This window comes from Chryseobacterium sp. R2A-55, assembly GCF_021401085.1.
Classification (GTDB): domain Bacteria; phylum Bacteroidota; class Bacteroidia; order Flavobacteriales; family Weeksellaceae; genus Kaistella.
Window position 1 is genome coordinate 429,811 of sequence record NZ_JACBFP010000001.1, and the last position, 25,959, is coordinate 455,769.

The following is a 25,959-nucleotide window of genomic DNA, read 5'->3' on the forward strand; positions in this document are numbered from 1 at the left end:
AGTACAATCCAGGTATAACCATAAGCTTTAGCCTGTGGCAAACCACTGAGATACGCACCTTTGTGAGGCCGACAAAACCAAGTTGGTCCTTACCCAAACGATAACAGCGGTACCTGATTTTCATGAGGGTCTCCGCATATAAATCCAAACTTTAACTTTCCTTTAAAACACTTTCAGCAACGGTTTCAGTAAATTTGTATTATGGAATTTTTCGGAAGGAACTTATTACAGAACATACAGCAGGCAAAATTGGAGGGCGAAAATGCACACGCCGTTTATTCGCCGCCTTATCGACCGCTGTACAGCTACGAAGAGATTTTGACCAGAAATCCGAAATTTGCCGCAGTGAATATTTTGCTTTATTTAAAAGACAATGAATGGTGGTTTCCGCTCATCGTGCGAAGCACCAATGAAAACGACCGGCACAGCGGACAAATCTCGCTGCCCGGAGGAAAAAAAGAAGAACACGACCTGGATTTCGCTGCGACTGCAAAAAGGGAAACCTCAGAAGAAATGGGAATCGAGGAACATTACGTGAGGATCATCCGTGAATTGTCGCCCATTTATATTCCGCCCAGTAATTTTTACGTGAGACCTTTCATTTCCTACACCAAAAAAAATCCGCAATTTATTTTGCAGGAAACCGAAGCGGTGGAACTGATCGAACTGCCGGTTTCTTCGCTTCTGAATTTAATTGAAAAACCAGAAATGATGGTACTTCCCAGCTCCAGAGGAGTGAAAGTTCCGGTCATCAATTTCAACAATTATTTGATCTGGGGAGCCACCTCCATGATTTTGAGCGAGTTCAGCACATTGCTGAAAAATTTGTAATTTCGCAGATTATGTTTCACAGATAATGGCGAAGAAAAACATTTTCACAGACGCTTTTGGGCATCTTTATTTCCTAAAAAGAGCCATCATTTTCATTTTGGGAATCATTTCATACCGCAGATTCAACGGCTTCAACAAATTAAAAATCAGCGGAACAGAATATCTGGTGGATTTGCCGGATTCGAACGTGCTTTTCGTGTCCAACCACCAAACTTACTTCGCCGATGTAGCCGCAATGTACCACGCTTTTTGCGCCGTGAATAATGGCTACCTGAACACCATCAAAAATCCGGTTTACCTGCTCAATCCGAAAGTTGACTTCTATTATGTGGCAGCGGAAGAGACCATGAACAAAGGACTCATGACCAAAATCTTCAAATTGGCGGGAGCAGTGACGGTGAAGCGAACCTGGCGCGCAGAAGGAAAAAACGTGAACCGAATGGTGGATCTGAATGAGGTGGAAAACATCATGAAAGCGCTGGACAATGGCTGGGTGATTACTTTTCCGCAGGGAACCACTGCCGCTTTTGCCCAGGGAAGAAAAGGAACCGCCAAACTGGTGAAAAATCAAAGACCAATCGTGGTCCCCATTAAAATAAACGGTTTTAGAAGAGCTTTTGACAAGAAAGGTTTGAGGGTAAAAGTGACCGGAGTGTGTCCAACCATGGAATTCAAAAAACCCCTGGAAATTGACTACGATCATGACGATGCGCAAACCATCCTCCACAAGATCATGGTCGCCATAGAGCAAACTGAGGAATTCAACGTATTACACGTTTACGAACAGGAACTGAAGGCACAAAAATCAGGAGAAAAAACAACTTAACGAACTAAAAAAATAGGATATGAAAAAATTATCGCTGGTATGGGTTTCCGTCTGGGTTTTTGCACTGTTTTTTTCTTGTAATTCCCAAAAAAATTATTCCGATTTTGATTACAGCTACGCCCGAAGTGGCGGCTATGCACCGATTTACGAAAATTTTCTGATCAAAGGAAACAATGGTTTTTATTCATTTGAAGGTCAGGGAAAAAACATCAGGAAAGAATTCAAGGTTTCTGATGATGAGATCAAAGCCATAGAAACTGCGCTTACCGAAAATGATTTCCGGAGGATCCGGGAGGATTTGAAAAAAATCTACGACCATATCTCAGTCAGTATCAGCGTGAAAAAAGGAAACAACGCCGGCCGAAAAACCGACGCCTCACTCATCGTGGAAGGCGATCAGAAAAAATGGGACCACATCAACAGTGCTTTTAGAAAACTCATTGACTCCAAGGTAAATATACCGGAAACAAAATAAAATCTGATGATTACCGAACTTACAGAACTGATCAATTACTCAGAAAACAAAACCCGGGTTCTGGTGTACAGCACCTTACCCGAAATTTCAAAGTTTTTGTTAGAAATTCTTGATTTTAATGGGAAAAAAGCAGATTATTTTTCGGCGGAGGAAAGCCGGACCCACGACCAGGATTTTATCTTGTTTCAAACTTCAGATTTACAGGAAGCTTCCCTGTTTCAGCCCAATATCGCATTAATTACCGACGAAATCTCAAAAGAGGACGTTCGCGAATTGATGAAAAATATCGTGGCAGGAGGAGTCTTAATTTTCCCGCAGTTCATGGCAGACACCGTTGGTTCAGCACTTCATTATTTCCGAAAACTTCCTTTCGAAAAAGCAGATTTCAAATCCGAAAACGGCACAGCTCTCCTCGATACGGAAATTGGTCCGATTCCCATCAACACAAGCAGTGAAAACCTCATCAACCAACTGAACGGGCTCAAACTTCTCGTCCAGCAATTCGGGGTGATGGAGGAAGGATTCTATGAGCCGGTGATGGGGATTTTCGGATAAATCTCATCAGAGTTCTGTTCCCTAACCTAAGATAAATCTTATGGTTACGCACATTTGGCAATACAGTCAAAGCGTTTTCCAGCTTACAAGTGCGCGGTGCAGTTTTCTGCATCGAGTTCTGACCTATCCGTGATAATAAAATCCTAAAAAAAAACACATTTTTTAACTCAATTGGTCACAGTGATTTTGGTTTCGTTTTAAAAATTGTACATTTACCTTTAAGAAAAAAGCAAAGATGACTTACCACAAATTGGGGAAAATCCCGCCAAAAAGACACACTATTTTTAAATCCGAAGCAGGCAGGTTCTATTACGAACAGCTTTTTGGGACCGAAGGTTTTCACGGAATTTCATCACTGCTCTACCACATCCACCGACCCACACAGATCAAATCGGTGAGTGAACCCAGAGATGTGGCCCCAAAAATTGCCATTCAAAAAAATGTAAAACCGAGGATGTTCAAAGGAATGAACGTGACGCCGGAAGACGACTATATTGACAGCAGAAAAATCCTGATGGTGAATGGCGACCTAAAAATGGGAATTTCAAAACCGAGAAAGTCAACCGAATATTTTTATAAAAACGGCGACTGCGACGAACTTCTTTTTGTACACGAAGGCAGCGGAACCCTGAAAACATTCCTTGGAAACCTTGAATTTTCCAAAGGGGATTACCTGATTATTCCACGGGGAACGATTTATCAGATGCAACTGGATCAGGAAAATAACGTTTTTCTGGTACTGGAATCCCATTCTCCCATCTACACCCCGAAAAGATACCGCAACGAATTCGGTCAACTTCTGGAACATTCCCCTTTCTGCGAAAGAGATATGGTGGCACCAACCTTTGTGGAACCAAAAGACGAAACCGGTGATTTCCTGATAAAGGTGAAAAAAGAAGACCAAATCTGGGATTTTGTTTATGCAACACATCCTTTCGATGTGGTGGGTTGGGATGGATTCTTTTACCCCTACAAATTCAACATCAAAAACTATGAACCGATTACGGGCAGAGTTCATCTTCCGCCGCCAATTCACCAGAATTTCGAAGGACACAACTTCGTGGTCTGTTCATTTGTGGCCAGAATGTATGATTATCATCCGCTTGCTGTTCCGGCTCCATATAACCACTCAAACATTGATTCCGACGAAGTTTTATTCTATACCGAAGGGGACTTCATGAGCAGGAACCATATCGACTTGATGGATTTCACACTTCACCCGAGAGGAATTGTCCACGGACCGCATCCCGGTGCGATGGAAAGAAGTATCGGTAAAAAATTCACCGATGAATACGCTGTGATGGTGGATCCGTTCCGGCCATTCCAGATTACAGAGGAAGCCATGAAGGTGGAAGATGACTCCTATTACCTTTCCTGGCTGGAAGCTCCGGAAAACCACCTGGATGACCGAAGCCAGGAATAAGCGGAAGTGCGAACTGCGAAGCCCGAAACTGGAAGGTTAAATTTCTTTAAGGTGTTATTGTTGCACAGTAAATTACGTTTGAGTGTAATTAATATTAAGTGGTGAATCAGATATTCATCAATGCCATTTCGAATCCAGTATCTCTTATTTCCCGATTCAATTCCTTTTTTCATTGATAAAATTCATCTTTCAGATTGTGCCGGAAAAATGTATTTTTGAAAAGAAATAGTAACAGATCTTAACTCACAAAAAAATTAAGGATGATCAATTATGTAAGTGCCGAAGAAGCCGTTTCAGTGATTAAAAGCGGTGACCGGATTTTTGGACATGGAAGTGCCTGTACCCCGAATCTTTTTTATGATGAATTGGCAAAAAGGGCTCCGGAACTGCGAAATGTAGAACTGGTCTCCATCACCCAGCAAGGAAATGTAGCCATTGCAAAACCCGAATATAAAGACAGCTTTTTCATTAAATCCCTCTTTACTTCCACACCGGTCCGCGAAGCAGTGAATTCTGAACGGGGAGATTTTGTGCCGATTTTCTTAAGTGAAATCCCCACACTGTTCAAGAACGGAATGCTTCCATTGGATGTGGCGATGGTGACGGTTTCGCCACCGGATAATCACGGTTACTGTACTTTGGGAACTTCAGTGGATGTAGCCAGAGCAGCGGTGGATCACGCCAAGAAAATCATCGCAATCGTCAATCCAAAAATGCCGCGGGTACATGGCGACGGAATGATCCACTACAGCCGCATCGATAAAATGGTGTGGAATGATGAAGAACTGATGACCCTGGATTACGGTGCAAAAGTAACCGACATCGAAATGCAGATTGGAAAAAATGTTGCAGAAATCGTGGATGACGAAGCCACCCTGCAAATGGGAATCGGGACCATTCCCGATGCGGTTTTGAAATGTTTGGGCAATCACAAAAACCTGGGTGTACATACCGAAATGCTGAGCGACGGAATCGTGGATTTGATCCTGAACGACGTGGTGAACAACAAATTTAAAGGAACCCACCTCAACAGAACAATCACCAGTTTCTGTTTCGGAACCAAAAAACTGTATGATTTCGTGGACAATAATCCTTCGATCGCATTCATGGATGTGCAGCATGTGAACTTCCCGATCAATATTATGAAAAACAAAAAAATGCACGCCATCAATTCCGCCATCGAAATTGATTTGACGGGACAGGTCTGTGCAGATTCCATCGGAACGTACCAGTTTTCCGGAATTGGCGGACAAATGGATTTCATGCGTGGTGCGGCACTTTCAGAAGGAGGAAAACCCATTATGGCCATCTCTTCCCGAACCAATAAAGGCATTCCGAGAATCGTTCCCTACCTGAAACAGGGAGCCGGAGTGGTGACCACCAGAGGTCACATTCACTACGTCTGCACCGAGTATGGAACCACAAACCTCTACGGAAAAAGTCTCCGCGAAAGAGCGAAAGCACTCATCGAAATTTCACATCCTGATGACCGCGAAATGCTGGATATTGCAGCTTTCGAAAGATTCAAATGCGCGCTTTAAATATAGAATTAATTGATCCTGAAATCGGTAGAAACTCAGTCAACACTGAAAATCCTGATTAGGGAAGTAAGGCATTAAAAGCAGGATACGCCAATAATGCCTTATTTTTTCTCATAAAAACCTGTACCATTCACTTCATCAATTGAATGATGGCAGAAAGTGGACATTTTTTAATGCTTAATCAACCTAAAAGCTGCATGAAAAAAATAATCTCTGCCGGCAGCTGCGGAGGATAAAAGATCTCCATATTCTGAACAACAGTGCGGTCAAAGAGTTGGGATGCTATATAATCACTGTAATAAACGGCATTTAATTCTGGATGAATTGAACTTTCAGTTAAATCCAGCCCATACTTCGCCAATACTTTTTCGTAAACGGCAAGCAAAAACAACACGTGCGTTGAAAAACAAATGTACACGTATCAAAAAAAACTTCTTAACTTTGCACGTGTAAGTTTAACCTAAAAAGCCCGTGCATTATGAATACAAAGCTAACATTAACAATCGAAAAATCTGTTATTGAAAAGGCAAAAAAATATGCCAAGGAAAAGGAACGCAGTTTGTCTGATTTAATTGAAAATTATTTAAAAGCATTGGCAAAAGACAATGCAGAAAATGATATTCAATTGACTCCTATCGTAAAATCATTAAAAGGATCATTCAATGCTCCAAAAAACAGTGATTACAAAAAGGATTTAGTAAAAAGATTATCTGAAAAATATTTATAATCCATGGCTAAAATTCTAATTGATACAGATGTAATTCTTGATTTCTTTTTTGACAGAGAGCCATTTTCAGAAAACGCAGCAAAAATTTTATCTCTTTGCGAGTCTAAAGAAATTATAGGATTTGTCACTCCGGTAATTATTAGCAATGTCTATTATTTGCTAAGACAGACTGCAAAACACGAAAAAGTAATAGAGAAATTAAGAATGCTGGTTTCGATTACAGAAATTCTAGCAATCAATAAAGATTCAATATTACAAGCATTAAACTCCGAGTTCAAAGATTTTGAAGATGCTTTACAAAATTATTCAGCGGAACTAAATAAAGAAATTGATATTATAATCACGCGAAATACAAAAGATTACAAGAACAGTTCTTTAGGAGTTATGACGCCTGATCATTATTTAATAATGAGGAATGCCAGCCGTTAATTACTAAGTTTCAGCTTCGCTCTGTTCGGCTGCGCCTCGGGTCGTTTTGTCTGAAAGGCAAAAAAAATGAAAGCCGAAGGTGCTTTTGCTCCTGCCCAGAATGGAAATATTTCTTTCGAAGCGTTGCAGGAGTTCGGCAAAACTTTTAACTTCGCTTGAAGCACGATTGAGAAATTTGTCCGTTCTTAAATCCTCAGTAGATTTTTTTTGTAGCCATTTTATGGGTTTTTAATGGTTAATATAAACAAAGTTAATGAAATGGTGAATGGGAAAAGCTACCGGAAGTTTAGTTCAACAAGATATTTCTATTAGCGGGGTTGAAGTTTACACCATGAAGATTTTCGCTAGTTGTTCTTTTTGTTATATTTACAAAATCTAGTTATCATAATCCCCACCTGCATAAATATCCAACCGTTAGCACCAATTCCCCTGCTCGAAAACGGAGTTGTTTTTAGCCGCTAACGAAGAAATTTTTACTATTTTGGATAATCAAATAATCAAAACATATAACTATTTTGATTATCAATATTTAAATTTAAAGTTAGTCAGAATGCTAAACCAACATCCCATCAAATTACTTTTTTATGAAAAATTGTTTACTAATTCTATTCTTATTATTCTTTTCAATTAGTTGTACTCAAAACTCTAAAATTAAAGATAAACAGAACAAAAATGAAGACGAAGAGTTTACTGAAATAGTAAAATTTGAAGATTACGACATTTCAATGTTAAGATTAATTGTAACTCCTGAAAAGTATCATAACAAAACCGTACAAATTATTGGATATTTAAACCTAGAATTTGAAGGAAATGCAATATATTTTCACAAAGAAGACTATGAAAATGGATCATCAAGAAATGGAATGTGGGTTTCATTCAATGACGAACTTGAAAAAAAGAAAGACTTGAAAAAGTATAACAAAAAATATGTAATCATTGTTGGAAAATTTAATATGAATTCAAAAGGACATATGGGAATGTTTGGTGGTTCACTAAAAAACATTACCCGACTTGATGAATGGAAATAAAATAGCACTTCTGCTAATAACTAAACTTTCGTTTTGTCTGAAAGGAAAAAAATTAAAGCCCGTTGAACGGAACCTCCGGTAGCTTCCCCCCCTGCCTCAAGAAATCAAAGATTCGGTGCAGCAGCGCGGGTTTCAGGAGTTTGGCCATCCATTGCTCAATCTGTTGCATGCTGATTTTTAGTGGTGTTTTCATATTATTCGTTTTATGACCAAAAATAGCCACTCCCCGAAAAATAACCCACCGCCTTTTCACCCATTTTTAATGCGTTTTTGCACCTTTTTTGCATCCACCTCAAAAAAGCCCTCCCACAGGCGTTTTATTGCCCGTTAGGTGCTGTAGTGGCACTGAATAGGCACTCCAAAGGATATACAAAGGATATAGAAAGGATATAGAAAAATACATTTTCAGTACCCCAAACGGAAAATTGCGGAAAATAAAAAGGATCCTTTCCTGTTCTTCCGTACCTTCATACTGCTAAAAATTTCAAAAAATTAACATGATGGGAAAATCAGACAACTCCTTATTAGCAGGCTCCTTCGCTGCCGAAATCAAAGATTCGCGCAGCAGCCGGGGATCTTTTTTCGGGATTTTTCATGTTCTTGATTCCAGTCAAGATTTATCTGGGTTTTTAACTTTAGTTTTGTAGAAAATGTAAATATGAAAACAATCCTGCTTATTTTTCTGTTGCCGGTTTCTGGAATATTTGCTGGCCAGGAATCAAATAATACCCAAACCCCCAACCAATATCTGGAAAAATCAATCCGCCAGAAAAAAACGGCAAATGTAATTTCAATTACCGGCGGCACTCTGTTGGTCACAGGATTGATTATTGCCTTCAGTGACGACCAAAAAGGATGGCTGCCATCATCAACCACTTTGACTGGCATTGGAATTGCCACATTGGGAACAGCAACAGCTCTGGCTTCAGTTCCTTTTTATATTTCATCGCATAGCAATAAACGGAAATCGGTTACCCTTTCACCTCAAATGGGAAATGCCGTCATCGGCCAAAAGTACTATCCTACTGCCGGAATCGGTATTTCTTTTTAGTAATCCAGAATTTTACTTTAACTTTATTCACCAATTTCTGATGAATGAACCACTTTGAATCGCTGGAAGATTTTGCCGAAAAAAACTTTAACTGGTTAAAGGAACAGCACCCGCTTCTTGAAAAATATTTCCAAAAGGAAAGCTTTAAGAAAAATGAAATCCTGCTCCATGCCGGAGAAATTTGCCAGAAATTGTACTTCATTCACCAAGGGATTCTTCGTACGTTCCACATCAATTCCAATGGCTCGGAATTTACCCGGCTCATCGTCAAAGAAAATGAGTTCTGCACCATTCTGGTGAGTTTTTCCGGAAAAATAGCGAGTCCGGCAAACATACAGGCGCTGGAAAATACCGAAACTTATAGCATCACCTATGAAAATTTCCAGAAATTGATGGCCGGATCAGACCATGCAAAAAACATCTACACCCAAATCCTGGAGCATTTCCAGAATTTCCAGATCAAAAGGATTGAATTTTTGACTTCCTATTCGCCGCAGCAAAAAGTGGAGATTTTTCTTGCGGAAAATCCCGGATTAGCATCCAGATTGACTGATAAAGTGATCGCTTCTTATCTCCAAATTACGCCGGAAACCTATTCCCGCTGTAAAAAAATCCTGAAGGATTAAATACAGACAGTCCCATTTCGGCTTCAGTCCGGAAACTTGTGCGTACGTGATTCCTATCACTTTTAAGCAAAAATTCGTATATTGGCACATCAAAAATTTAACCCAAAAAAAGAAAAATGTCAACACTTACTTTTGCTGAAAAAATCGCTCAGGCAGAGAATTTCTTACCGATCAACGGCACAGACTATATCGAATTTTATGTGGGAAATGCAAAGCAAGCCGCCCATTTTTACAAAACCGCTTTTGGCTTCCAGTCGGTAGCTTATGCAGGTCCTGAAACAGGAGTTAGAGATCGTGCATCTTATGTGGTACAGCAGGGAAAAATCCGTTTGGTCCTCACTTCAGGGTTAAAATCGGATTCCCCCATTTGTGAGCACCAGAAAAAACATGGTGACGGAGTAAAAGTGCTCGCTCTTTGGGTTGATGACGCCTATTCTGCATTTGAAGAAACCGTGAAACGGGGCGGAAAACCTTATATGGAACCCAAAACCATCAGCGATGAATTTGGCGAAGTGCGGATGTCCGGAATTTATACCTATGGTGAAACGGTGCACATGTTCATCGAAAGAAAAAATTACACCGGAGCATTTATGCCGGGCTATGAAAAATGGGAAAGCGACTATAATCCGTCTGATGTCGGACTTTTATATGTGGATCACTGTGTAGGAAATGTAGGTTGGGACAGAATGTTGCCGGTCGTGAAATGGTATGAAGAGGTCATGGGATTCGTCAATATTTTAAGTTTTGATGACAAACAGATCAACACCGAATATTCTGCCTTAATGTCAAAAGTAATGAGTAACGGAAACGGATATGCCAAATTCCCGATCAACGAACCAGCCGAAGGAAAGAAAAAATCCCAGGTGGAAGAATATCTGGATTTCTATGAAGAAGAGGGCGTTCAGCATATCGCGGTCGCAACCAAAGACATCATCAGGACTGTCACTGAGCTGAAAGCGAGAGGTGTGGAATTTTTGTCCGCTCCGCCTGAAGCTTATTATGAAATGGTTCCTGAAAGAGTGGGCCACATCGATGAAGATCTGAAAAAACTTCAGGATCTGGGAATCCTCATCGATCATGATGAAGAGGGCTATCTGCTTCAAATCTTCACCAAACCGGTTGAAGACCGACCTACCCTTTTCTATGAAATCATTGAAAGACACGGCGCACAAAGTTTCGGGGCAGGAAATTTCAAGGCACTTTTCGAGGCTTTGGAAAGAGAGCAGGCGAAGAGAGGAAACCTTTAACAGTTCAAAAAAAGAAGTTCAAAAAAAAGAGAAACTAGGAAAACAAACCAATTTGTCTAAAGAAGAAAAATAGTGATAAAAAGGGAAATTCTTGCATTAATTCTATTGGTGGCCTTTATCGGTATAAAGGCACAATATGGGAATTTGAACGCAATACTTGACCGGCTTGAAGAAAAACATGGCATTAACAGGAATCTTCAAAATGTGAATATCGATGATTCGAAATTTGTGCTGATCAAAGATTTCCCGGATCATACCGAAAGGAACTTCATCATCATCAAAGGAAACAAATCCACCTTTGTGGAAATGTTTGATGACAAATCCAATGGCGAAAGCACTTCCAACGTTTTTTCCGGCGATGTGGTGCGCTCAAAACACAATGTTATTTCCTTGAGATCCGATCAATTGGAAGGTGAGAAAATCCCGATTCCGATTACCAAAACCTTGCTTCTAACCCAACAGAAAAAAATACTCTATCTGATCGATGTCAATTCCAAAGAACGATGGATCGAGGAAAGTGCCTTTAACAAAAAATAAATTTTTCAATAACCCGGGTCTCCGGCTTATGCGATAAGCGATGGAAGACCTGGAACCCATCCTATGAAATCATTTGTAGATTATCCCCAAAATTCTGATTTTTCAATCCATAATATTCCCTTTGGTGTAGCGGTTTTTAACAAAGACTACATTGCGTGCTGCACCAGAATCGGCGATTTGGTCATTGATTTGGCCACGCTGTACGATTACGGATTTTTCGATGACATTGAAGGTCTGGACGAAAACGTGTTTGAAGCATACACCCTAAACGAATTCATCGAACTCGGAAAACCGGTCACAAACGCTGTGCGGCTGAAGCTGCAGCAGATTTTAGGTGAAGATTCCAAACTGGCCAATGACGAAAAAACGATGTCAGATTGTTTCTTTGAACTAGAACAGGTCAAAATGATGATGCCGGTGCATGTGCCGAATTACACCGATTTTTACAGCAGCATCGAGCATGCAACCAATGTGGGAAAAATGTTCCGTGACCCAGAAAATGCGCTCCTTCCAAACTGGCGGCATCTTCCGGTGGGTTATCACGGAAGGGCTTCTTCCATCGTGATTTCCGGGACAGATATTATTCGGCCGAAAGGTCAGATGAAACCACCAGGAGCTGATTCACCGGTTTTCGGCCCGTCAAAGCAGCTGGATTTCGAACTGGAAATGGCGTTCATCGTCAACAAAAATACCGAAATGGGCGAAACCATTTCCACTGCAGATGCAGAAGATGCCATTTTCGGAATGGTTTTGTTTAATGACTGGTCTGCAAGAGATATCCAAAGCTGGGAATATGTTCCGCTCGGACCATTTTTAGGCAAAAACTTTGGCAGTTCGGTTTCTCCTTGGGTAGTGACTTTGGAAGCATTAAACCCTTTCAGAACCGCATCACCAAAGCAGGAACCGGAAGTCTTGGACTACCTTAAATTTAACGGCGACCAAAATTTCGACATCAGTTTGGAGGTTTCCATTCAACCCGAAAACGGCGAAGAAAACCTCATCTGCAAATCCAATTTCAGGGAAATGTATTGGAATATGACTCAGCAATTGGCGCATCATACCGTGAATGGCTGCAATGTGGAAGTGGGCGACATGTACGCTTCGGGGACCATTTCCGGGAAAGATCCAAATTCTTTCGGATCGATGCTCGAACTCACCTGGCGCGGACAAAATCCTTTGAAACTGAGCGATGGTTCCGAACGAAAATTCATTGAAGACAACGATACGGTGATCATGCGTGGTTTCGCTGAAAAAGACGGAATCCGTGTTGGTTTCGGCGAAGTGAGGGGTAAAATCTTGCCGGCCAATTAATCGGCTTTACCCCTTAATAAAAATCGCAACCTTTCTCCAAGATTGCGGTTTTTTCAGTCATAATGATTGGGATGGTTTTTCCTGATTTCATCTACCGTTCCCAAAACTTTCTCCTTTAATGAGTTTTGATAAATATCCAACTTTTTGGAAATCCCTTCATCTGAAGTTCCGAGAATTTTGGCCGCTAAAATTCCGGCATTGGCAGCACCGTTCAACGCTACAGTTGCTACCGGAATTCCGGAAGGCATCTGCAAAATCGACAGCACAGAATCCCATCCGTCAATAGAATTTGAGGAAAGGATCGGAACGCCAATTACCGGCAAAGTGGTGCAGCTCGCCACCATTCCCGGGAGATGTGCCGCTCCTCCTGCGCCTGCAATGATGACTTTCAAACCACGGTTTTTTGCGGATTTCGCATAATCGAACATCCTTTCCGGAGTGCGGTGTGCGGAAACAACCGTCAGTTCATAAGGAATTTCCAGAGCGTTCAAAAAATCCGCTGCCTGTTGCATGATTGCCAAATCACTTTGGCTGCCCATAATTATTCCGACCATAGTTTTAGTTTAAAGCCTGTCCGTGGACTGTTGTACTTAAAATTTCAAGGTTTAAAGTTAATGAAATTTTGGGGTATTGCATTTTATTTTGCAAATCAGCCTTGACCATCGAAATTATTTAGGGCACATCATTGTCCAATCCTCCCATAAAATCTACATTTGCAAATATTTTCTGAACCTCCACGACTCGTTTATGCTCCATAAAATTCTCAAAACTTACCACACTGCTTTCAGCGGATTGAGCAGGGAAAGCTGGATGCTTTCTTTGGTGATGCTCATCAACAGAATGGGAACCATGGCAGCGGTTTTCATGAGTGTTTACGTGACCAAAATCTTCGGGCGAAGTCTTGCTGATGCAGGTTTGGTGATTACGCTTTTCGGAGTGGGGGCAGTTTTGGGTTCTTTGTCGAGTGCTTTTATGATGAAGAAAATGGGATTTCGATCCGTGCAGATTCTCATGAGTCTATCCACCGGAATTCTGTTTATTTTCTTCGGACAGATCACGAATTTCAATTTGCTCTGCGTTTTTGCAGTGCTCATAGGATTGGTCAGTGAAGCGTTTCGGCCGGCAAACTTCACGGCAATTGCCTATTATGCAAAACCCGAAATGATTACCAAGTCTTATTCGCTGAACCGTTTTGCGGTCAATCTTGGAATGGGATTGGGAACTGCGGTGGGCGGAATTCTGGCGGCAATGGATTACCATCTTTTATTTTTCGTGGAGGGAGTTACCAATATCATGGTGGGGATTTTGATCCTGTTCCTCCTTCCAAAAATCAATTTCCATAAAAAAAGTGTCACTGAAAAACTCACCCAAAAAGCAAAATCCCCATGGAAAGACACCCTTTATATAAAGTTTTTGTTCCTGATTTTGATCTACATATCGTGTTTTTTGGTGGTTTTCAAACTGGTACCGGTTTTCTGGAAAGACATTCAGCATATTGACGAATCCTTGGCAGGAAGTATTTTGGGGCTGAACGGCATCCTGATTGCGATTTTCGAAATGGTTTTGGTACAGCACCTGCAAACCCGGAAAAAGGAAATTATCTACATTTATGCGGGAATCTTCATTGCCGCAATCGGATTTGCCTTATTCCTGTTTCCACTGGTTTCCGTGGTGGTTTCAGCAGTGGTTGCCATTATTTTCATTACCTTGAGCGAAATGCTTGCTTTGCCGTTTATCAACACCTTTGTTGTATTGAGAGCCGGTGAAGAAAATCGTGCGAGTTACGCATCGGCTTATACTTTTACCTGGTCGCTTTCGGGCATTATTGCTCCTGCAGGAGGCGCTTTCGTGGCGGATCATTTTGGATATAACACCTTATGGATCGTCTTAATTTTGCTGTGTATTATTTCGGCGATTGGAATCAAATCCCTTTCAAACCGACAAAAATTGGATTTCTAAAATGTTTAAGGATTTAAAGCTCATTTTCGCAATACTCACGGTAGGGATTGTTTGGGGAACCACATTTTTGGGAATCCGAATCGCGGTGGAGAGCATTCCGCCCTGGTTTGTTGCCGGAATCCGGCAGTTGGTAGCAGCGGTTTTATTATTGCTGATTCTTCTCTACAACAAGGAATTAAAGTGGATCGGCTGGAAAAATTTTAGAATTCAGATTCTTTTTTCAATGCTGATGCTCATTGTGGCCAATGGAATGACCACCGTTGCTGAGGAACATATCAGCAGCAGTTTGGCTTCGCTGATTACGGCGTCGTCACCCATCATGATTTTTATCGGAAGCATATTTATCGGTCTCGAAAAATTTACGTTCCGCTCGCTTTTGGGGATTATTTTAGGTTTCGGCGGAATTGTCTTAATCTTTAAAGACGGACTTCATGATTTGGCAAACCCGAATTACCTTTGGGGACTGGTTGCCATTTTCATTGGAGTGGTGGGTTGGTCTTTAGGTTCCATTTTCACCAAGAAACTCAACCTTCAACATCAGAACATCTCCCTGAATTTATTTTACCAGTTTTCAGTGGCCGCAATAATCCAAATTATTTTCGGCTTTTTATTTTCAAAGGAAATCATCGTTTCTCAGTGGACTTTGAAAAGTTTTGCCGCAATGGTCTATCTCGGAATTTTTGGCTCGGTTGCCGCCTATTTTGCATTTCACTATGCCTTGAAAAAAGTCTCGCCGACGCAAATATCATTGCTTTCATATATAAATACGATTATTGCAATTTTCCTGGGATGGCTTGTTCTGAACGAGAAAATTTCCGCAGAATTCCTCGCTTCCACGGTGATGATTATTTTAGGCGTTTTTATGACGAACTATAAAAAAGAGATGTTCAGGAAAGGGTGAAGATTGGCGAGCTGACCGACAGACGGGCTTTCCAAATCAAAACTATCCTTGGATATAATTCTGCAAATACTTCACCAAATCCTTCTGCTGATGAACTTGCTCGCGAATCAGGTCTTTGATGGAAATCACTCCGAGCATTTTTCCCTCATCTGTAACGGGAAGATATTGCACATTGCAATCGGACATTGTTTTCATGCAGAACTCCAGAGAATCCAGCAATTTGAGTTGCGGTAAATCGGTGGTCATCACGTCCTTTACTTTCGTGTCATGGGAATGGCGGTTTTTAAGGATGACGTTTCGGGAATAATTTCTCTCGGTAAAAATTCCAAGGTAACCCGTGGAATCCTGCACCACGATGGAGCCCACATTTTTGTCGGCCATCATCCGAAGTGCTTCTAAAACAGTTTGTTCCGGCTCAATCGTGAGGTGATTGAAGCCTCCTTTTCGGGCGAAAATTGTAGCAACGTTACTCATGGCAAAAATATTTGTACGTTAAAGTTACTACAAATTTTTAAATGAAAAAATCCAGGAACAATCCTACGAAATCACCTTCACCAAAGATTTTATGTGGATAAGCTTCTCCAAAAGTGCTTCCCGGGAATCCGCCAAAACATTGATGTGTCCCATTTTTCGGCCAGGTTTGGTCTCGGTTTTTCCGTAAAGGTGGACATAGGTTTTCGGGAGTTTTAAGACTTCGTCTATTCCTTCATACTTCACCTTCCCGCGAAAATTCTCTTCGCCCACCAGATTCAACATTCCGGAAAAACACGTTGCTTCTGTATCTGCAAGCGGAAGATTTTTCAGCACCCGATAAAACTGTTCAAACTGCGAATTGGCGTTTCCTTCCTGGGTTTGGTGTCCGGAATTGTGGAGTCGCGGTGCGGTTTCATTCACCCAAACTTTTCCCGCTTTGTCCAGGAATAATTCTATTGCGAAAAGTCCCGGAGAATCTGCGGCTTGGATGAACTGACCGGCAATTTTGTGGATTTGATCCTGAACATCATTCGAAATATCTGCCGGACAGATATTAAAATCGAGTAAATTCAGTTTCGGATCAGCAACCATTTCGGTGACGGGAAAGGTTTTGGTTTCTCCGTTTTCATTTTTAGCCACGATGATTGAGAGTTCCTTTTCAATATCCACCAAATTCTCCAAAACCGACGGAACGTTCCATAATTTTGCCAAATCTTCTTTGGTTTTAATCACCTGCACTCCTTTTCCATCATACCCACCTGTATTCATTTTCTGCACGAAAGGCAAAGGAAAACTGCACTCTGATTTGTTTTGAATAATTTGAAAGTCAGGACTTGGAATCCCGTGTTTTTTGTAGAATTCCTTCTGAAGGATTTTTTGCTGGATGGTTTCAATAATTTCAGGACTTGGGATGACCTTGATGCCACATTTCTGCAATTCCAAAAGCGCATCCACATTCACATGCTCAATCTCGATGGACACCACATCCTTGCCTTTTCCGAAATCGAAAACCTGATCATATTCATTGAAATTTCCCTGGGTGAAATCTGAGATTCCGGCACACGGTGCATCTTCTGACGGATCTATGGTAAACCATTCGTCGTCATAGTTCAATGCGTTTTGAATGAGCATTCTTCCGAGCTGTCCGCCGCCGAGGATTCCGATTTTCATGTATTTTTTGTTTTGATTATTTTGATTTGAACAGGTTATGACCTCTCCCTTTGCTATTGTTCATAAAATTCCAAAGGCAAATCATCCGGATCATTGGTGAAGAAAAATTTCTTGCCGGTGAATTCATCTGTCCGGATTTCTTCACACTCCAAACCTTTTTGCATGAATTCGCTTCTCTTTTCTTCCACACTTTCCACTGAAAAAGCCAAATGTCTTAAACCGCAACTTTCTGGTCCGGATGGTCTTTTCGGAGGATTTGGAAAGGAAAAAAGTTCAATCACATAGTGTTCGCCAATTCCCAAATCGAGTTTCCAGGAATCCCTTTCATTCCGGTACACTTCACGTAGAATTTTTAAGCCTAAAATATCGGTGTAGAATTTTTTCGACACTTCGTACCGGGAGCAGATGATTGCGATATGATGAATCTTCAATTCCATTTATTAATAAAGAAGAATTAAGAACTAATAATGGCTTCATAACTCATTCCAAATAAGGAATCAGTCATTCCGCTGCTCGCACCGGAGATTTTTCAGAATCGCTTCGGACTTCAGTTCGGTTTCACGCCACTCTTTTTCCGGTGAACTTTCTGCCGTGATTCCGCCACCGACATAAATCAGAGCCGCATTTGAAAAAAACTCAGCACAGCGCAAATTTACGAAATATTGCACGTTTTCGGGGGTTTCCACCTTGATATGACCTGCATAAAAATTCCTCGGGTGTTGCTCAAAACGCTCAATTGCCATTTTGCAGAAATCCTTGGGAATTCCGCAAACGGCGGGAGTTGGATGAAGTTCAGAGATGATTTCGTCAAGATTTTCGGGTTTTATTTTTGCCTTAAAATCTGTTCGAAGATGTTTGATATTCCCGGAAACATGGTCATAAGTGGCTGATTGTTCCACATTTTCGGAATACCTTCCAACAATATTTTTAATGAAATCGGTGACCGGTTTTTGTTCTTCGATTTCTTTTTCAGTCCAGGTTTCTTCGTTGGGAAGGGTTCCCGCCAAACTCATGGTTTCAAATTCAGAAGTGGATGGCTGGAATTTACCTAAAAGCTCAGAGAAAGCTCCCATCCAGCATTTTGTATCCTTGACAAAAAAATAGACGAAGGCGTTTGGATAAGAGGCACACAAGTTGAGAAAAGTTTCGGAAAGGTTTATTTTTTCCACTTCAAAACTGATCAGTTTCCGCCTTGAAATCACCAGTTTTGAAAGTTGGTGTTCTTTGATAAACCGGATGACCTGTTCCAATTTTTCTTGATATTCGGATGAACTTTCTTCCTTAAAATCCAAAAGTTCCGCTTTCAGGGAATCTGAAAAAACAGGTTTTTCCCTGAAAGCTTCCAGTGAAATGTTCTCTATTTTTCCCTTGAATTCAAGCGTATCACTTTCGTCAAAAGAAACGAAAGAAACGGATTCTTGCCCGGATTTTTCGTTCAGGGTACAAATGGATTCTGAAAATGGAAACCGGAAATAAATCATTTTGATTTTATACTTGCTTTTCTTAGGATAACTGCACTACACGGTAAACCTCCGTCACCTTTACTCGGGTTTCGGTATGATATTGTTCGTCATCGTGGTGTGATTGATGAGCTTTCCCTTCTCGTCACGAATCTCGATTTCCGAAACATGCATTGTGTTGCCTTTGCGGATGAAACGTGCGGTTCCCGTCACAGTTCCTTCCTTCTTACTCCGAAGGTGATTGGAGTTAATATTGGTTCCTACCGGGACCACTTTTTCGGTATCCACATGCAGAACCGAAAGACAGGAACCCAAAGTTTCCGCCAAAACGCAGCTTGCACCGCCGTGCAGAATTCCGTAGGGTTGGTGAACTTTGGGAGTTACAGGCATGGTCGCGGTTAAAGATTCTTCCGTAACATCCGTGAAAATGATGTCCAGAAATTTCGCCATGTTTTCTTTCCCCCAATTATTGAGTCGATCTAAAATCTGTTCTTTATTGTTAAAATTCATTGGTTTTTGTATGATTTGTGGACAAATTCGTGACTAGTCCTTAGACGATCGTGTTGGTTGACTGATCACTTCAATCCCTGTTCAAGAAAATAAGCGATGCGAGTTTCATAATTAATTATCAATAGATCGAAGGATTCCAGTTTTCAGGAATTTTCGGCTGAACATCGAATTTCACGTAATAATCTTGGATTTCCTTCATTAATTCCTCATAAGTTTCGGATGCGATTTTTTCATAAGGGATGAGGTAACCAAGATTGATGACTTTTCGTTTGAAATCACCAGCTGCAAGCACAATCGGCACTTTAGCTGCTAAAGCCATGTGATAAAATCCTTTTCGCCATTTTGGGACCCAGCTTCTGGTTCCTTCCGGCGTGATGACCAAGCTAAAATCTTCTTTTTCGAATTGCTTTGCCACGAAATTCACAAGGTCATTTTTCTGGGAGCGGTCAATTCCAATGCCGCCAATTGCTTTCACAATGCCACCGTACCAAGCTTTGGTATGGGCATCTTTAATGATCACTTTTAAGGGTTTTCCCAACGACCAATAGGCAAGATTCCCCAAAAGGTATTCGCTATTGTGTGTATGCGGCGCTACAACAAGGATACACCGGTTCAGATTATCTACATCGCCCTGTAGAACCACTTTCCATCCGATAATTTTCAGGATGAGTTTTGCAAGTATTTTTTTCATAGTCCATAAAAAAGGCATAACCAAACCGAATTGATTATACCCTACAAATATATTGAATTAATATGCTAACTAAAATAAACTGCTGATGAAATCTATGATTTTCACTGCGATTTCTATGACAAACTGTACCATGACTATAAAGTTTTAAGACAAAAAAAATGATCTGATAAAACTGCAACACGAAATTATACTTTTTAAGACAGGAGACCGAATTTTGAATGTTAAATTTTCTTTAAAGTTTTCCGGAAATCACCTTAAAAAATCACCCACACCTTCCATAGCTTGAAAAAAAGACCAAGACCAAAACCAGAAAAAACGTGGAACCATGATTAAATCGCGGTTTAGCCACTAATTACTACATGACAATAAATTGTTAATATTCTTTACGATTTATCAATAAAATATTACATTTGTGAAGAATTTTAATATCAGAATGAAAAAACTACTACTCCTTTTATTTTCTCTGTTTTACTTTTTCTCAAACGCACAGCTTGACCGCGAGCACTGGTTTGCGCCGATGGTGGACCGAGTGGGTAATGGCTCACAGAACCAATCCATTTACATGTCAACCAGTGAAACTACTCCATTCAAAGTAGATGTTTACTTCAATAATGCTGTGATCGCAAGTTATATGATCAGTAAAAACAATCCAGCAAGACACATCATTTCAAATGCACAGAGAAGTCAAATCATTACCACCAGTCAGTCGAGTTTGTTCAAACCGGTGGCGATGGGTTATTATTTAAATGGCGACAAGCCATTTTTCGCGAGTTTCAGATTTTCGGTTAACAATCACGGCGAAATTCAAACATCAAAAGGGACAGCAGGAAAAGGCACAGAATTCAGGGCAGTAATGGCTCCAATAACGGTGTACAACAGCATTCTTAATTTCATGACGAGCGTAATGGCAACCGAGGACGGTACTTCTGTTACGGTGACAGGTTTCCAGCCCAGTGTCGTTTTTTCTGATAATGTGCCGAGAACCCAAATCACTTTTACATTAAACAAGGGGCAATCCTATATTATCGACGGCCTTGGAACATACAGTCAAAATTACCAGGGATTCATCGGAGCCAAGATTACAGCTTCCAAACCCGTGGTTATTGCCAACGGAAATTTTAACGGACAATATGCCGGAAACTACAGCAGTTCTTCTGACATTTTGATGGACCAGGGCGTGCCAGTGGACCGTTTGGGAACTGACTTTGTGCTCATGAAAGGTAATGGAAATATTAACAACAATATGGAAAAGGCAATGGTGGTGGCACATGAAGATGGAACACAGGTTTTCGTCAACGGAAATCCAATTGCGGTTGCCACTTTGAATGCCGGTCAATTTTATTTGACGGACAACACAGCCTACATCCTACAAGGTGGGACTCATTATAATATGTATGTCCGCACCAGCAAAAACGCATACGTATATCAGCTGTTGGCTGGCGACGGAGGCACTTCTGAGGTTGCTACCGGTGGATTTAACTACATTCCGCCATTAAGCTGCTATCTCCCGAAAAAAATTGATGAAATAGGGAAAATCGACGAAAATTACTTTGTCTCAAACGGTAATCCAGGCGGAGTACTTAATGTTCCCACAAAATTGAATATCATTACCGAAAAAGGAGCCACCATTGATGTTAAGCGGAATGGCGTTTCACTCCCCATTACTGCAGCAAATGGTCCGTATAATATATCCGGAAACAGCAATTGGGTGACCTACTCGTTTCCAGGCATTTCTGGTAATGTTGCTATTTTCTCTACTCGTGCAGTCACCGCAGGAATCTCAGCAGGAAATGACGCTGTTGGTTATGGCGGTTATTTCGCAGGATTTTCTTTTATTCCGGCCATTATCAAAACTAGTGGGAATTGCTTACCGGGAGTAACACTTTCGGTAACGGAAGGATTCAGTTCTTACCTTTGGCTCATCAAAAATGCAGACGGCACCTACAGCCCAGCTCCGGGAATTAACAATACCTTTAATTACAGCCCAACGCAGGCGGGAATATATGCGGTGAAAATTCAGGAAGGTTCTTGTCCGGAAATACAAACCGCAGATTTCAAATTCTACAACTGTACCTCCTATACCAATTATGAATACGATATTTGCGACACCACGGTAATCAATCCAGGTTTTGCATTAAGCACCCAAGCTTTAATTCCGGCTTCGGTAAAGATCGAAACGCCGCCTAGCAAAGGAACTGCCACGGTAAATAACACGACTGGGGCAATTACCTACGTCGCCAACGTCAACGCCACCGGAACTGACACCTTTCAATATTCATTTAAGGGGAACGGAACGTTTCCGGATACAGAAGTAGCGCAAGCGACTGTCAATCTGCACCAGATTGAGCATTACGACCAGGTTCTCAACGCATGCTCTGCAACCGGCACAGCCGTTTTCAACCTGACTTCGGCAGCGGTGACTCCGGATACTTCTGCAACTAAGGCATATTTCACCGATGCGGCATTGACGAACCCTATTCCGGCAGCACAATGGACAAGCTACACCTCCGCACCGGGATTTGTATATGTAAAACTGACCAATGCTTTTGGCTGCACAAACACCGCTAAAATTGAACTCAAAATCACGGCCCCTCCCTTAGTGAATCCATCGCTTTACACCAAAATCCATTGCGACGAAGACCTTGACGGAATCATTGATGGGGTATACAAAGTGGATTTAAGCACAGTCACGCCGGTCATCGTGCAAAATGCAACCGCATTCAATACTTTATATTACACCACGCAGGCTTTTGCAAATGCAGGCGGCACCAATAACATCACAGGGATTCACAGTTTCTCGCCAACAACCAATTCGGTTTGGGTAAGAGTGGTCTCTCCGAGTGTTTGTGGACCGGTAGTCATGCAGGTCATGCTCAACATCGGACCCAAAGTGAGCATTACCAATCCTGTGAATGAAGGCGTATGCGACGTTGGTTTGGATAATACCGAAAACATTAACCTCAACAATTATATCACCAATTTCACCACAGATACTTCAGTTTCCGTGAAATTCTTCGCCTCGCTTGCAGATGCGCAAAACAATACCGCGGTAATTTCTGCTGCACAAACAATTACCGGCAATACTACTTTTTATTACCGGTTTTCTAAAGCAGGGTTCTGTGATGAAATCGGAGTGCTGAATATTTCATTCAAGACGGGTACACCTTCGCCAACACTTCCACCCACTGTTACAGTTTGTCAGGGAGGAACAACCGTTCTAAATATAGGACCAGGATATACCGGAATTCTATGGAGTACCGGTGCCACATCCCAAACCATTACTGCTGGTGCAGGAACCTATACCGTGAACTTTACCAATTCGGAAGGATGTACCTATCAACAGACAGTGACCGTAACTGAAACCCCGAAACCGGTTTGGAATCTTCCGGCGTTTAACGGGGCGAATTGTGATGACAATTTTGATGGAGTTATTCCGGTGAATCTGAATTTGATTACGCCGCAAATTATTACCAACGCGCCTTTGTTCACGGTTCGATATTATTTGAATGCAGCAGATGCCGCTGCAGGAAACAACAACTTTATCCCAAATCCTGCCACCTGGAGCTACAATTCAAATATCACTATTTATGTGAGGGCAGAATCCCAATATTGTCCAGGAGAATGGTATCCACTGAATTTCACTTTTGGAACCGATCTTACTTTGCTGACCAATGCCGATTCAGTCATTGTTTGCGATAATGATTTAAACAATTCCGAAAACATCAACCTCGGAAATTACAGAAATCTCTTTACCACGGATGCTTCAGCTACGGTGAGGTTTTTCACCACTTTGGCCAATGCACAGGCAAACACCCCGAATATCTCCGCAACACAGACCATCACCGGAAATACCACTTTCTACTACAGATTTAAGAAAGTCGGATTCTGTGACGCCATCGGAAAACTGGATGTCATCTTCAAACAGTCCACACCTACAGCTTTACTTGATGCCTACACCATTTGTCAGGGAAGTTCCATCACATTAAATGCGGAAACAACTTACACCGCTTGGTCTTGGAAAAAAGGAACAACTGTAATTTCTACGACCAATACTGCAACGCTGACCGGCGGAGTTTACACCATTGCATTTACGAATGCTTCCGGATGTATTTTCACCAAAACGATTACCATCACTGAATCGCCGAAACCGGTTTGGAATCTTCCGGCGTTTAACGGGGTGAATTGTGATGACAATTTCGATGGAATTATTCCGGTGAATCTGAATTTGATTACGCCGCAAATTATTACCAACGCGCCTTTGTTCACGGTTCGATATTATTTGAATGCAGCAGATGCCGCTGCAGGAAACAACAACTTTATCCCAAATCCTGCCACCTGGAGCTACAATTCAAATATCACGATTTATGTGAGGGCAGAATCCCAATATTGTCCAGGAGAATGGTATCCACTGAATTTCACTTTTGGAACCGATCTTACTTTGCTGACCAATGCCGATTCAGTCATTGTTTGCGATAATGATTTAAACAATTCCGAAAACATCAACCTCGGAAATTACAGAAATCTCTTTACCACGGATGCTTCAGCTACGGTGAGGTTTTTCACCACTTTGGCCAATGCACAGGCAAACACCCCGAATATCTCCGCAACACAGACCATCACCGGAAATACCACTTTCTACTACAGATTTAAGAAAACCGGATTCTGTGACGCCATCGGAAAACTGGATGTCATCTTCAAACAGTCCACACCTACAGCTTTACTTAATGCATACACCATTTGTCAGGGAAGTTCCATCACATTAAATGCGGAAACAACTTACACCGCTTGGTCTTGGAAAAAAGGAACAACTGTAATTTCTACGACCAATACTGCAACCTTGAACGCCGGTGTTTATACCATTTCATTCACCAATGCTTCCGGATGCGTATTCACGAAAACCATTACCATTACAGAATCTCCGAAACCGGTTTGGAAACTGAACGGATACAATTTTACCAGTTGTGACGATAACTTCGATGGAGTGATTCCAGTGAATTTAGATACGGTAACGAATTCGATTATCACCAATGCTTCGCTGTTTACGGTTCATTATTACTTAAGTTTGCCAGATGCAGTTGCGGGAAACAGCAATTACATTCCAAATCCATCAACATGGAGTTATTCCACGGATACCACCATTTGGGTAAGGGCAAATTCACCGTACTGTCCACCGGAATGGAAACAGCTGGATTTTAAATTTGGACCAAATATTCCTTTGATTACCACCGCATATACGGTTACGGTTTGCGACAATGATTTGAACGGTTCCGAAAATGTTAATCTCGCATCATACAAATCAGAGTTCACCACAGATGCAGCGGTTACCGCAAAATATTATGCCACGCTGCAAGACGCGCAAAACGAAACCAATCCGGTTACTGCAACGCAAACGATCAGTGGCGACAAGACCTTCTATTTAAGATTCTCGAAAACAGGATTCTGCGATATGATCGGCACTTTACACCTCTTGTTTAAATCACCGAATGTTTCCACCACACTGCAAGACGCAAAGATTTGCCCCGAAGCAACTACGGTACTCGACGCGGGTCCAGGTTTCGACGGTTATTTGTGGAGTACCGGCGAAACTTCTTCATCCATCACTGTTCCGGTTGGAAATTACTGGGTAGATCTGAAAACGGGAACCTGTGTGTACCGACAACACGTGAAGGTAACTGCGGTTGCACTTCCGGTAATCACGGGAGTTGAAATCAAGGGAAGTACGGTCACTGTGCAGGTTACCGGCGGAAACCCTCCATATCAGTATGCGATTGATGGTGGAAACTATCAGTCATCAAATGTCTTCTACAACGTGAAAGGTGGCGACCACACCATCTTTGTAATCTCCGCAGATAATTGTGCTCCGGTCACTGCAGACATCTATGTATTCGAGCCTTACAACGTGATCACACCGAATGGCGATGGATTCAATGACTTTTTGAATTATTCCGGCATGTTGAAAAAAGAAGAACCTTTCATGCAGATTTATGACCGATACGGAAAACTGATTTTTGCAGGTGACAAAACAAACCGATTCACGTGGAACGGAACCGCAAACGGCAAACCTGTTCCTACCGGAAGTTATTGGGTAGTGATGCACTGGATTGAACCGGGCATGAACTCACTTTCCGAATACACAGGTTGGGTTCTGGTGAAAAACCGGGAATAACCTGTTCACAAAAACCCCTGA

Annotated in this window: 25 protein-coding genes; 17 read left to right on the forward strand and 8 right to left on the reverse strand. The window is 41.5% G+C overall.

What is annotated here, in order from left to right; all coding sequences use genetic code 11:
• Nucleotides 1–201 precede the first annotated feature (201 nt).
• The 9 genes from L0951_RS01905 (at nucleotide 202) to L0951_RS01945 (ending at nucleotide 7,835) form a co-directional block, all read left to right on the forward strand.
• Nucleotides 202–831, forward strand: a complete 630-nt coding sequence (locus tag L0951_RS01905) for an NUDIX hydrolase (RefSeq protein WP_234109140.1) — start codon at nucleotides 202–204, stop codon at nucleotides 829–831.
• A 25-nt stretch (nucleotides 832–856) separates the two neighbouring features.
• Nucleotides 857–1,657 (forward strand): lysophospholipid acyltransferase family protein, encoded by an 801-nt coding sequence (locus tag L0951_RS01910; protein ID WP_234109141.1) that lies wholly within the window; start codon nucleotides 857–859, stop codon nucleotides 1,655–1,657.
• A gap of 19 nt (nucleotides 1,658–1,676) precedes the next feature.
• A complete protein-coding gene (locus L0951_RS01915; protein ID WP_234109142.1) occupies nucleotides 1,677–2,132 on the forward strand; it encodes a hypothetical protein in 456 nt (151 codons plus the stop codon).
• A gap of 6 nt (nucleotides 2,133–2,138) precedes the next feature.
• Complete coding sequence (locus tag L0951_RS01920; RefSeq protein ID WP_234109143.1) at nucleotides 2,139–2,687, forward strand: hypothetical protein; 549 nt, start codon at nucleotides 2,139–2,141, stop codon at nucleotides 2,685–2,687.
• Nucleotides 2,688–2,922: 235 nt separating this feature from the next.
• On the forward strand, nucleotides 2,923–4,110 hold the full coding sequence (locus L0951_RS01925; RefSeq protein WP_234109146.1) for a homogentisate 1,2-dioxygenase: 1,188 nt from the start codon (nucleotides 2,923–2,925) through the stop codon (nucleotides 4,108–4,110).
• A 260-nt stretch (nucleotides 4,111–4,370) separates the two neighbouring features.
• Nucleotides 4,371–5,651, forward strand: a complete 1,281-nt coding sequence (locus tag L0951_RS01930; RefSeq protein ID WP_234109148.1) for an acetyl-CoA hydrolase/transferase family protein — start codon at nucleotides 4,371–4,373, stop codon at nucleotides 5,649–5,651.
• A gap of 478 nt (nucleotides 5,652–6,129) precedes the next feature.
• Nucleotides 6,130–6,378: a DUF6364 family protein gene (locus L0951_RS01935; protein WP_234109150.1), complete on the forward strand. Its 249-nt coding sequence runs from the start codon at nucleotides 6,130–6,132 to the stop codon at nucleotides 6,376–6,378.
• 3 nt (nucleotides 6,379–6,381) lie between these two features.
• A complete protein-coding gene (locus L0951_RS01940) occupies nucleotides 6,382–6,807 on the forward strand; it encodes a PIN domain-containing protein (RefSeq protein ID WP_234109152.1) in 426 nt (141 codons plus the stop codon).
• 584 nt (nucleotides 6,808–7,391) lie between these two features.
• Entirely contained in the window at nucleotides 7,392–7,835 is a 444-nt protein-coding gene (locus L0951_RS01945; RefSeq protein ID WP_234109155.1) for a hypothetical protein, read from the forward strand.
• Nucleotides 7,836–7,887: 52 nt separating this feature from the next.
• Here L0951_RS01945 and L0951_RS01950 read toward each other — a convergent pair whose 3' ends face one another.
• Nucleotides 7,888–8,028 (reverse strand): hypothetical protein, encoded by a 141-nt coding sequence (locus tag L0951_RS01950; protein WP_234109157.1) that lies wholly within the window; start codon nucleotides 8,026–8,028, stop codon nucleotides 7,888–7,890.
• A 465-nt stretch (nucleotides 8,029–8,493) separates the two neighbouring features.
• Between L0951_RS01950 and L0951_RS01955 the strand changes: the two genes are divergently transcribed.
• The 5 genes from L0951_RS01955 to fahA all read left to right on the forward strand — a co-directional run bounded on the left by L0951_RS01955 (nucleotide 8,494) and on the right by fahA (nucleotide 12,607).
• A complete protein-coding gene (locus L0951_RS01955) occupies nucleotides 8,494–8,886 on the forward strand; it encodes a hypothetical protein (protein WP_234109159.1) in 393 nt (130 codons plus the stop codon).
• Between the two features lie 44 nt (nucleotides 8,887–8,930).
• Complete coding sequence (locus L0951_RS01960; RefSeq protein ID WP_234109160.1) at nucleotides 8,931–9,512, forward strand: Crp/Fnr family transcriptional regulator; 582 nt, start codon at nucleotides 8,931–8,933, stop codon at nucleotides 9,510–9,512.
• A 116-nt stretch (nucleotides 9,513–9,628) separates the two neighbouring features.
• Nucleotides 9,629–10,759 (forward strand): 4-hydroxyphenylpyruvate dioxygenase, encoded by a 1,131-nt coding sequence (hppD, locus tag L0951_RS01965; RefSeq protein WP_234109161.1) that lies wholly within the window; start codon nucleotides 9,629–9,631, stop codon nucleotides 10,757–10,759.
• A gap of 72 nt (nucleotides 10,760–10,831) precedes the next feature.
• Complete coding sequence (locus tag L0951_RS01970; RefSeq protein WP_317207187.1) at nucleotides 10,832–11,296, forward strand: hypothetical protein; 465 nt, start codon at nucleotides 10,832–10,834, stop codon at nucleotides 11,294–11,296.
• 63 nt (nucleotides 11,297–11,359) lie between these two features.
• Complete coding sequence (gene fahA / locus L0951_RS01975) at nucleotides 11,360–12,607, forward strand: fumarylacetoacetase (RefSeq protein WP_234109162.1); 1,248 nt, start codon at nucleotides 11,360–11,362, stop codon at nucleotides 12,605–12,607.
• Between the two features lie 53 nt (nucleotides 12,608–12,660).
• On the opposite strand, the gene purE is transcribed toward fahA, so the two are convergent.
• Entirely contained in the window at nucleotides 12,661–13,161 is a 501-nt protein-coding gene (gene purE / locus L0951_RS01980) for a 5-(carboxyamino)imidazole ribonucleotide mutase (protein ID WP_234109163.1), read from the reverse strand.
• Between the two features lie 193 nt (nucleotides 13,162–13,354).
• Here purE and L0951_RS01985 point away from each other — a divergent pair, with 193 nt between their 5' ends.
• Together L0951_RS01985 and L0951_RS01990 are read left to right on the forward strand one after the other, a co-directional pair.
• Nucleotides 13,355–14,566 carry an MFS transporter gene (locus L0951_RS01985; protein ID WP_234109164.1) on the forward strand — a complete coding sequence of 404 codons (1,212 nt, stop codon included), beginning with the start codon at nucleotides 13,355–13,357 and terminating at the stop codon, nucleotides 14,564–14,566.
• 1 nt (nucleotide 14,567) lies between these two features.
• On the forward strand, nucleotides 14,568–15,467 hold the full coding sequence (locus L0951_RS01990) for a DMT family transporter (RefSeq protein WP_234109165.1): 900 nt from the start codon (nucleotides 14,568–14,570) through the stop codon (nucleotides 15,465–15,467).
• A 42-nt stretch (nucleotides 15,468–15,509) separates the two neighbouring features.
• Here L0951_RS01990 and L0951_RS01995 read toward each other — a convergent pair whose 3' ends face one another.
• The 6 genes from L0951_RS01995 to L0951_RS02020 all read right to left on the reverse strand — a co-directional run bounded on the left by L0951_RS01995 (nucleotide 15,510) and on the right by L0951_RS02020 (nucleotide 19,772).
• Nucleotides 15,510–15,941: a CBS domain-containing protein gene (locus L0951_RS01995; protein ID WP_234109168.1), complete on the reverse strand. Its 432-nt coding sequence runs from the start codon at nucleotides 15,939–15,941 to the stop codon at nucleotides 15,510–15,512.
• Between the two features lie 63 nt (nucleotides 15,942–16,004).
• Complete coding sequence (locus L0951_RS02000) at nucleotides 16,005–17,111, reverse strand: 5-(carboxyamino)imidazole ribonucleotide synthase (RefSeq protein ID WP_234109170.1); 1,107 nt, start codon at nucleotides 17,109–17,111, stop codon at nucleotides 16,005–16,007.
• Nucleotides 17,112–17,164: 53 nt separating this feature from the next.
• The gene (locus L0951_RS02005; protein WP_410685762.1) at nucleotides 17,165–17,548 is read right to left on the reverse strand and encodes a VOC family protein; all 384 of its coding nucleotides are present in this window, start codon (nucleotides 17,546–17,548) and stop codon (nucleotides 17,165–17,167) included.
• A 60-nt stretch (nucleotides 17,549–17,608) separates the two neighbouring features.
• Complete coding sequence (locus L0951_RS02010) at nucleotides 17,609–18,592, reverse strand: chorismate-binding protein (RefSeq protein WP_234109172.1); 984 nt, start codon at nucleotides 18,590–18,592, stop codon at nucleotides 17,609–17,611.
• Nucleotides 18,593–18,652: 60 nt separating this feature from the next.
• Nucleotides 18,653–19,081, reverse strand: coding sequence for a PaaI family thioesterase (locus tag L0951_RS02015; RefSeq protein ID WP_234109175.1), 429 nt, complete (start codon nucleotides 19,079–19,081; stop codon nucleotides 18,653–18,655).
• A gap of 118 nt (nucleotides 19,082–19,199) precedes the next feature.
• On the reverse strand, nucleotides 19,200–19,772 hold the full coding sequence (locus L0951_RS02020) for a 1-acyl-sn-glycerol-3-phosphate acyltransferase (RefSeq protein ID WP_234109179.1): 573 nt from the start codon (nucleotides 19,770–19,772) through the stop codon (nucleotides 19,200–19,202).
• Nucleotides 19,773–20,205: 433 nt separating this feature from the next.
• Between L0951_RS02020 and L0951_RS02025 the strand changes: the two genes are divergently transcribed.
• Nucleotides 20,206–25,938: a T9SS type B sorting domain-containing protein gene (locus L0951_RS02025; protein WP_234109188.1), complete on the forward strand. Its 5,733-nt coding sequence runs from the start codon at nucleotides 20,206–20,208 to the stop codon at nucleotides 25,936–25,938.
• The last annotated feature ends 21 nt before the right edge of the window (nucleotides 25,939–25,959 follow it).

Bases quoted from the DNA above. Each gene is read 5' to 3' on its own strand.
- L0951_RS01905 (WP_234109140.1), top strand. From the start codon at position 202: ATGGAATTTTTCGGAAGGAACTTATTACAGAACATACAGCAGGCAAAA.
- L0951_RS01910 (WP_234109141.1), top strand. From the start codon at position 857: ATGGCGAAGAAAAACATTTTCACAGACGCTTTTGGGCATCTTTATTTC.
- L0951_RS01915 (WP_234109142.1), top strand. From the start codon at position 1,677: ATGAAAAAATTATCGCTGGTATGGGTTTCCGTCTGGGTTTTTGCACTG.
- L0951_RS01920 (WP_234109143.1), top strand. From the start codon at position 2,139: ATGATTACCGAACTTACAGAACTGATCAATTACTCAGAAAACAAAACC.
- L0951_RS01925 (WP_234109146.1), top strand. From the start codon at position 2,923: ATGACTTACCACAAATTGGGGAAAATCCCGCCAAAAAGACACACTATT.
- L0951_RS01930 (WP_234109148.1), top strand. From the start codon at position 4,371: ATGATCAATTATGTAAGTGCCGAAGAAGCCGTTTCAGTGATTAAAAGC.
- L0951_RS01935 (WP_234109150.1), top strand. From the start codon at position 6,130: ATGAATACAAAGCTAACATTAACAATCGAAAAATCTGTTATTGAAAAG.
- L0951_RS01940 (WP_234109152.1), top strand. From the start codon at position 6,382: ATGGCTAAAATTCTAATTGATACAGATGTAATTCTTGATTTCTTTTTT.
- L0951_RS01945 (WP_234109155.1), top strand. From the start codon at position 7,392: ATGAAAAATTGTTTACTAATTCTATTCTTATTATTCTTTTCAATTAGT.
- L0951_RS01950 (WP_234109157.1), bottom strand. From the start codon at position 8,028: ATGAAAACACCACTAAAAATCAGCATGCAACAGATTGAGCAATGGATG.
- L0951_RS01955 (WP_234109159.1), top strand. From the start codon at position 8,494: ATGAAAACAATCCTGCTTATTTTTCTGTTGCCGGTTTCTGGAATATTT.
- L0951_RS01960 (WP_234109160.1), top strand. From the start codon at position 8,931: ATGAACCACTTTGAATCGCTGGAAGATTTTGCCGAAAAAAACTTTAAC.
- hppD (WP_234109161.1), top strand. From the start codon at position 9,629: ATGTCAACACTTACTTTTGCTGAAAAAATCGCTCAGGCAGAGAATTTC.
- fahA (WP_234109162.1), top strand. From the start codon at position 11,360: ATGAAATCATTTGTAGATTATCCCCAAAATTCTGATTTTTCAATCCAT.
- purE (WP_234109163.1), bottom strand. From the start codon at position 13,161: ATGGTCGGAATAATTATGGGCAGCCAAAGTGATTTGGCAATCATGCAA.
- L0951_RS01985 (WP_234109164.1), top strand. From the start codon at position 13,355: ATGCTCCATAAAATTCTCAAAACTTACCACACTGCTTTCAGCGGATTG.
- L0951_RS01990 (WP_234109165.1), top strand. From the start codon at position 14,568: ATGTTTAAGGATTTAAAGCTCATTTTCGCAATACTCACGGTAGGGATT.
- L0951_RS01995 (WP_234109168.1), bottom strand. From the start codon at position 15,941: ATGAGTAACGTTGCTACAATTTTCGCCCGAAAAGGAGGCTTCAATCAC.
- L0951_RS02000 (WP_234109170.1), bottom strand. From the start codon at position 17,111: ATGAAAATCGGAATCCTCGGCGGCGGACAGCTCGGAAGAATGCTCATT.
- L0951_RS02005 (WP_410685762.1), bottom strand. From the start codon at position 17,548: ATGGAATTGAAGATTCATCATATCGCAATCATCTGCTCCCGGTACGAA.
- L0951_RS02010 (WP_234109172.1), bottom strand. From the start codon at position 18,592: ATGATTTATTTCCGGTTTCCATTTTCAGAATCCATTTGTACCCTGAAC.
- L0951_RS02015 (WP_234109175.1), bottom strand. From the start codon at position 19,081: ATGAATTTTAACAATAAAGAACAGATTTTAGATCGACTCAATAATTGG.
- L0951_RS02020 (WP_234109179.1), bottom strand. From the start codon at position 19,772: ATGAAAAAAATACTTGCAAAACTCATCCTGAAAATTATCGGATGGAAA.
- L0951_RS02025 (WP_234109188.1), top strand. From the start codon at position 20,206: ATGAAAAAACTACTACTCCTTTTATTTTCTCTGTTTTACTTTTTCTCA.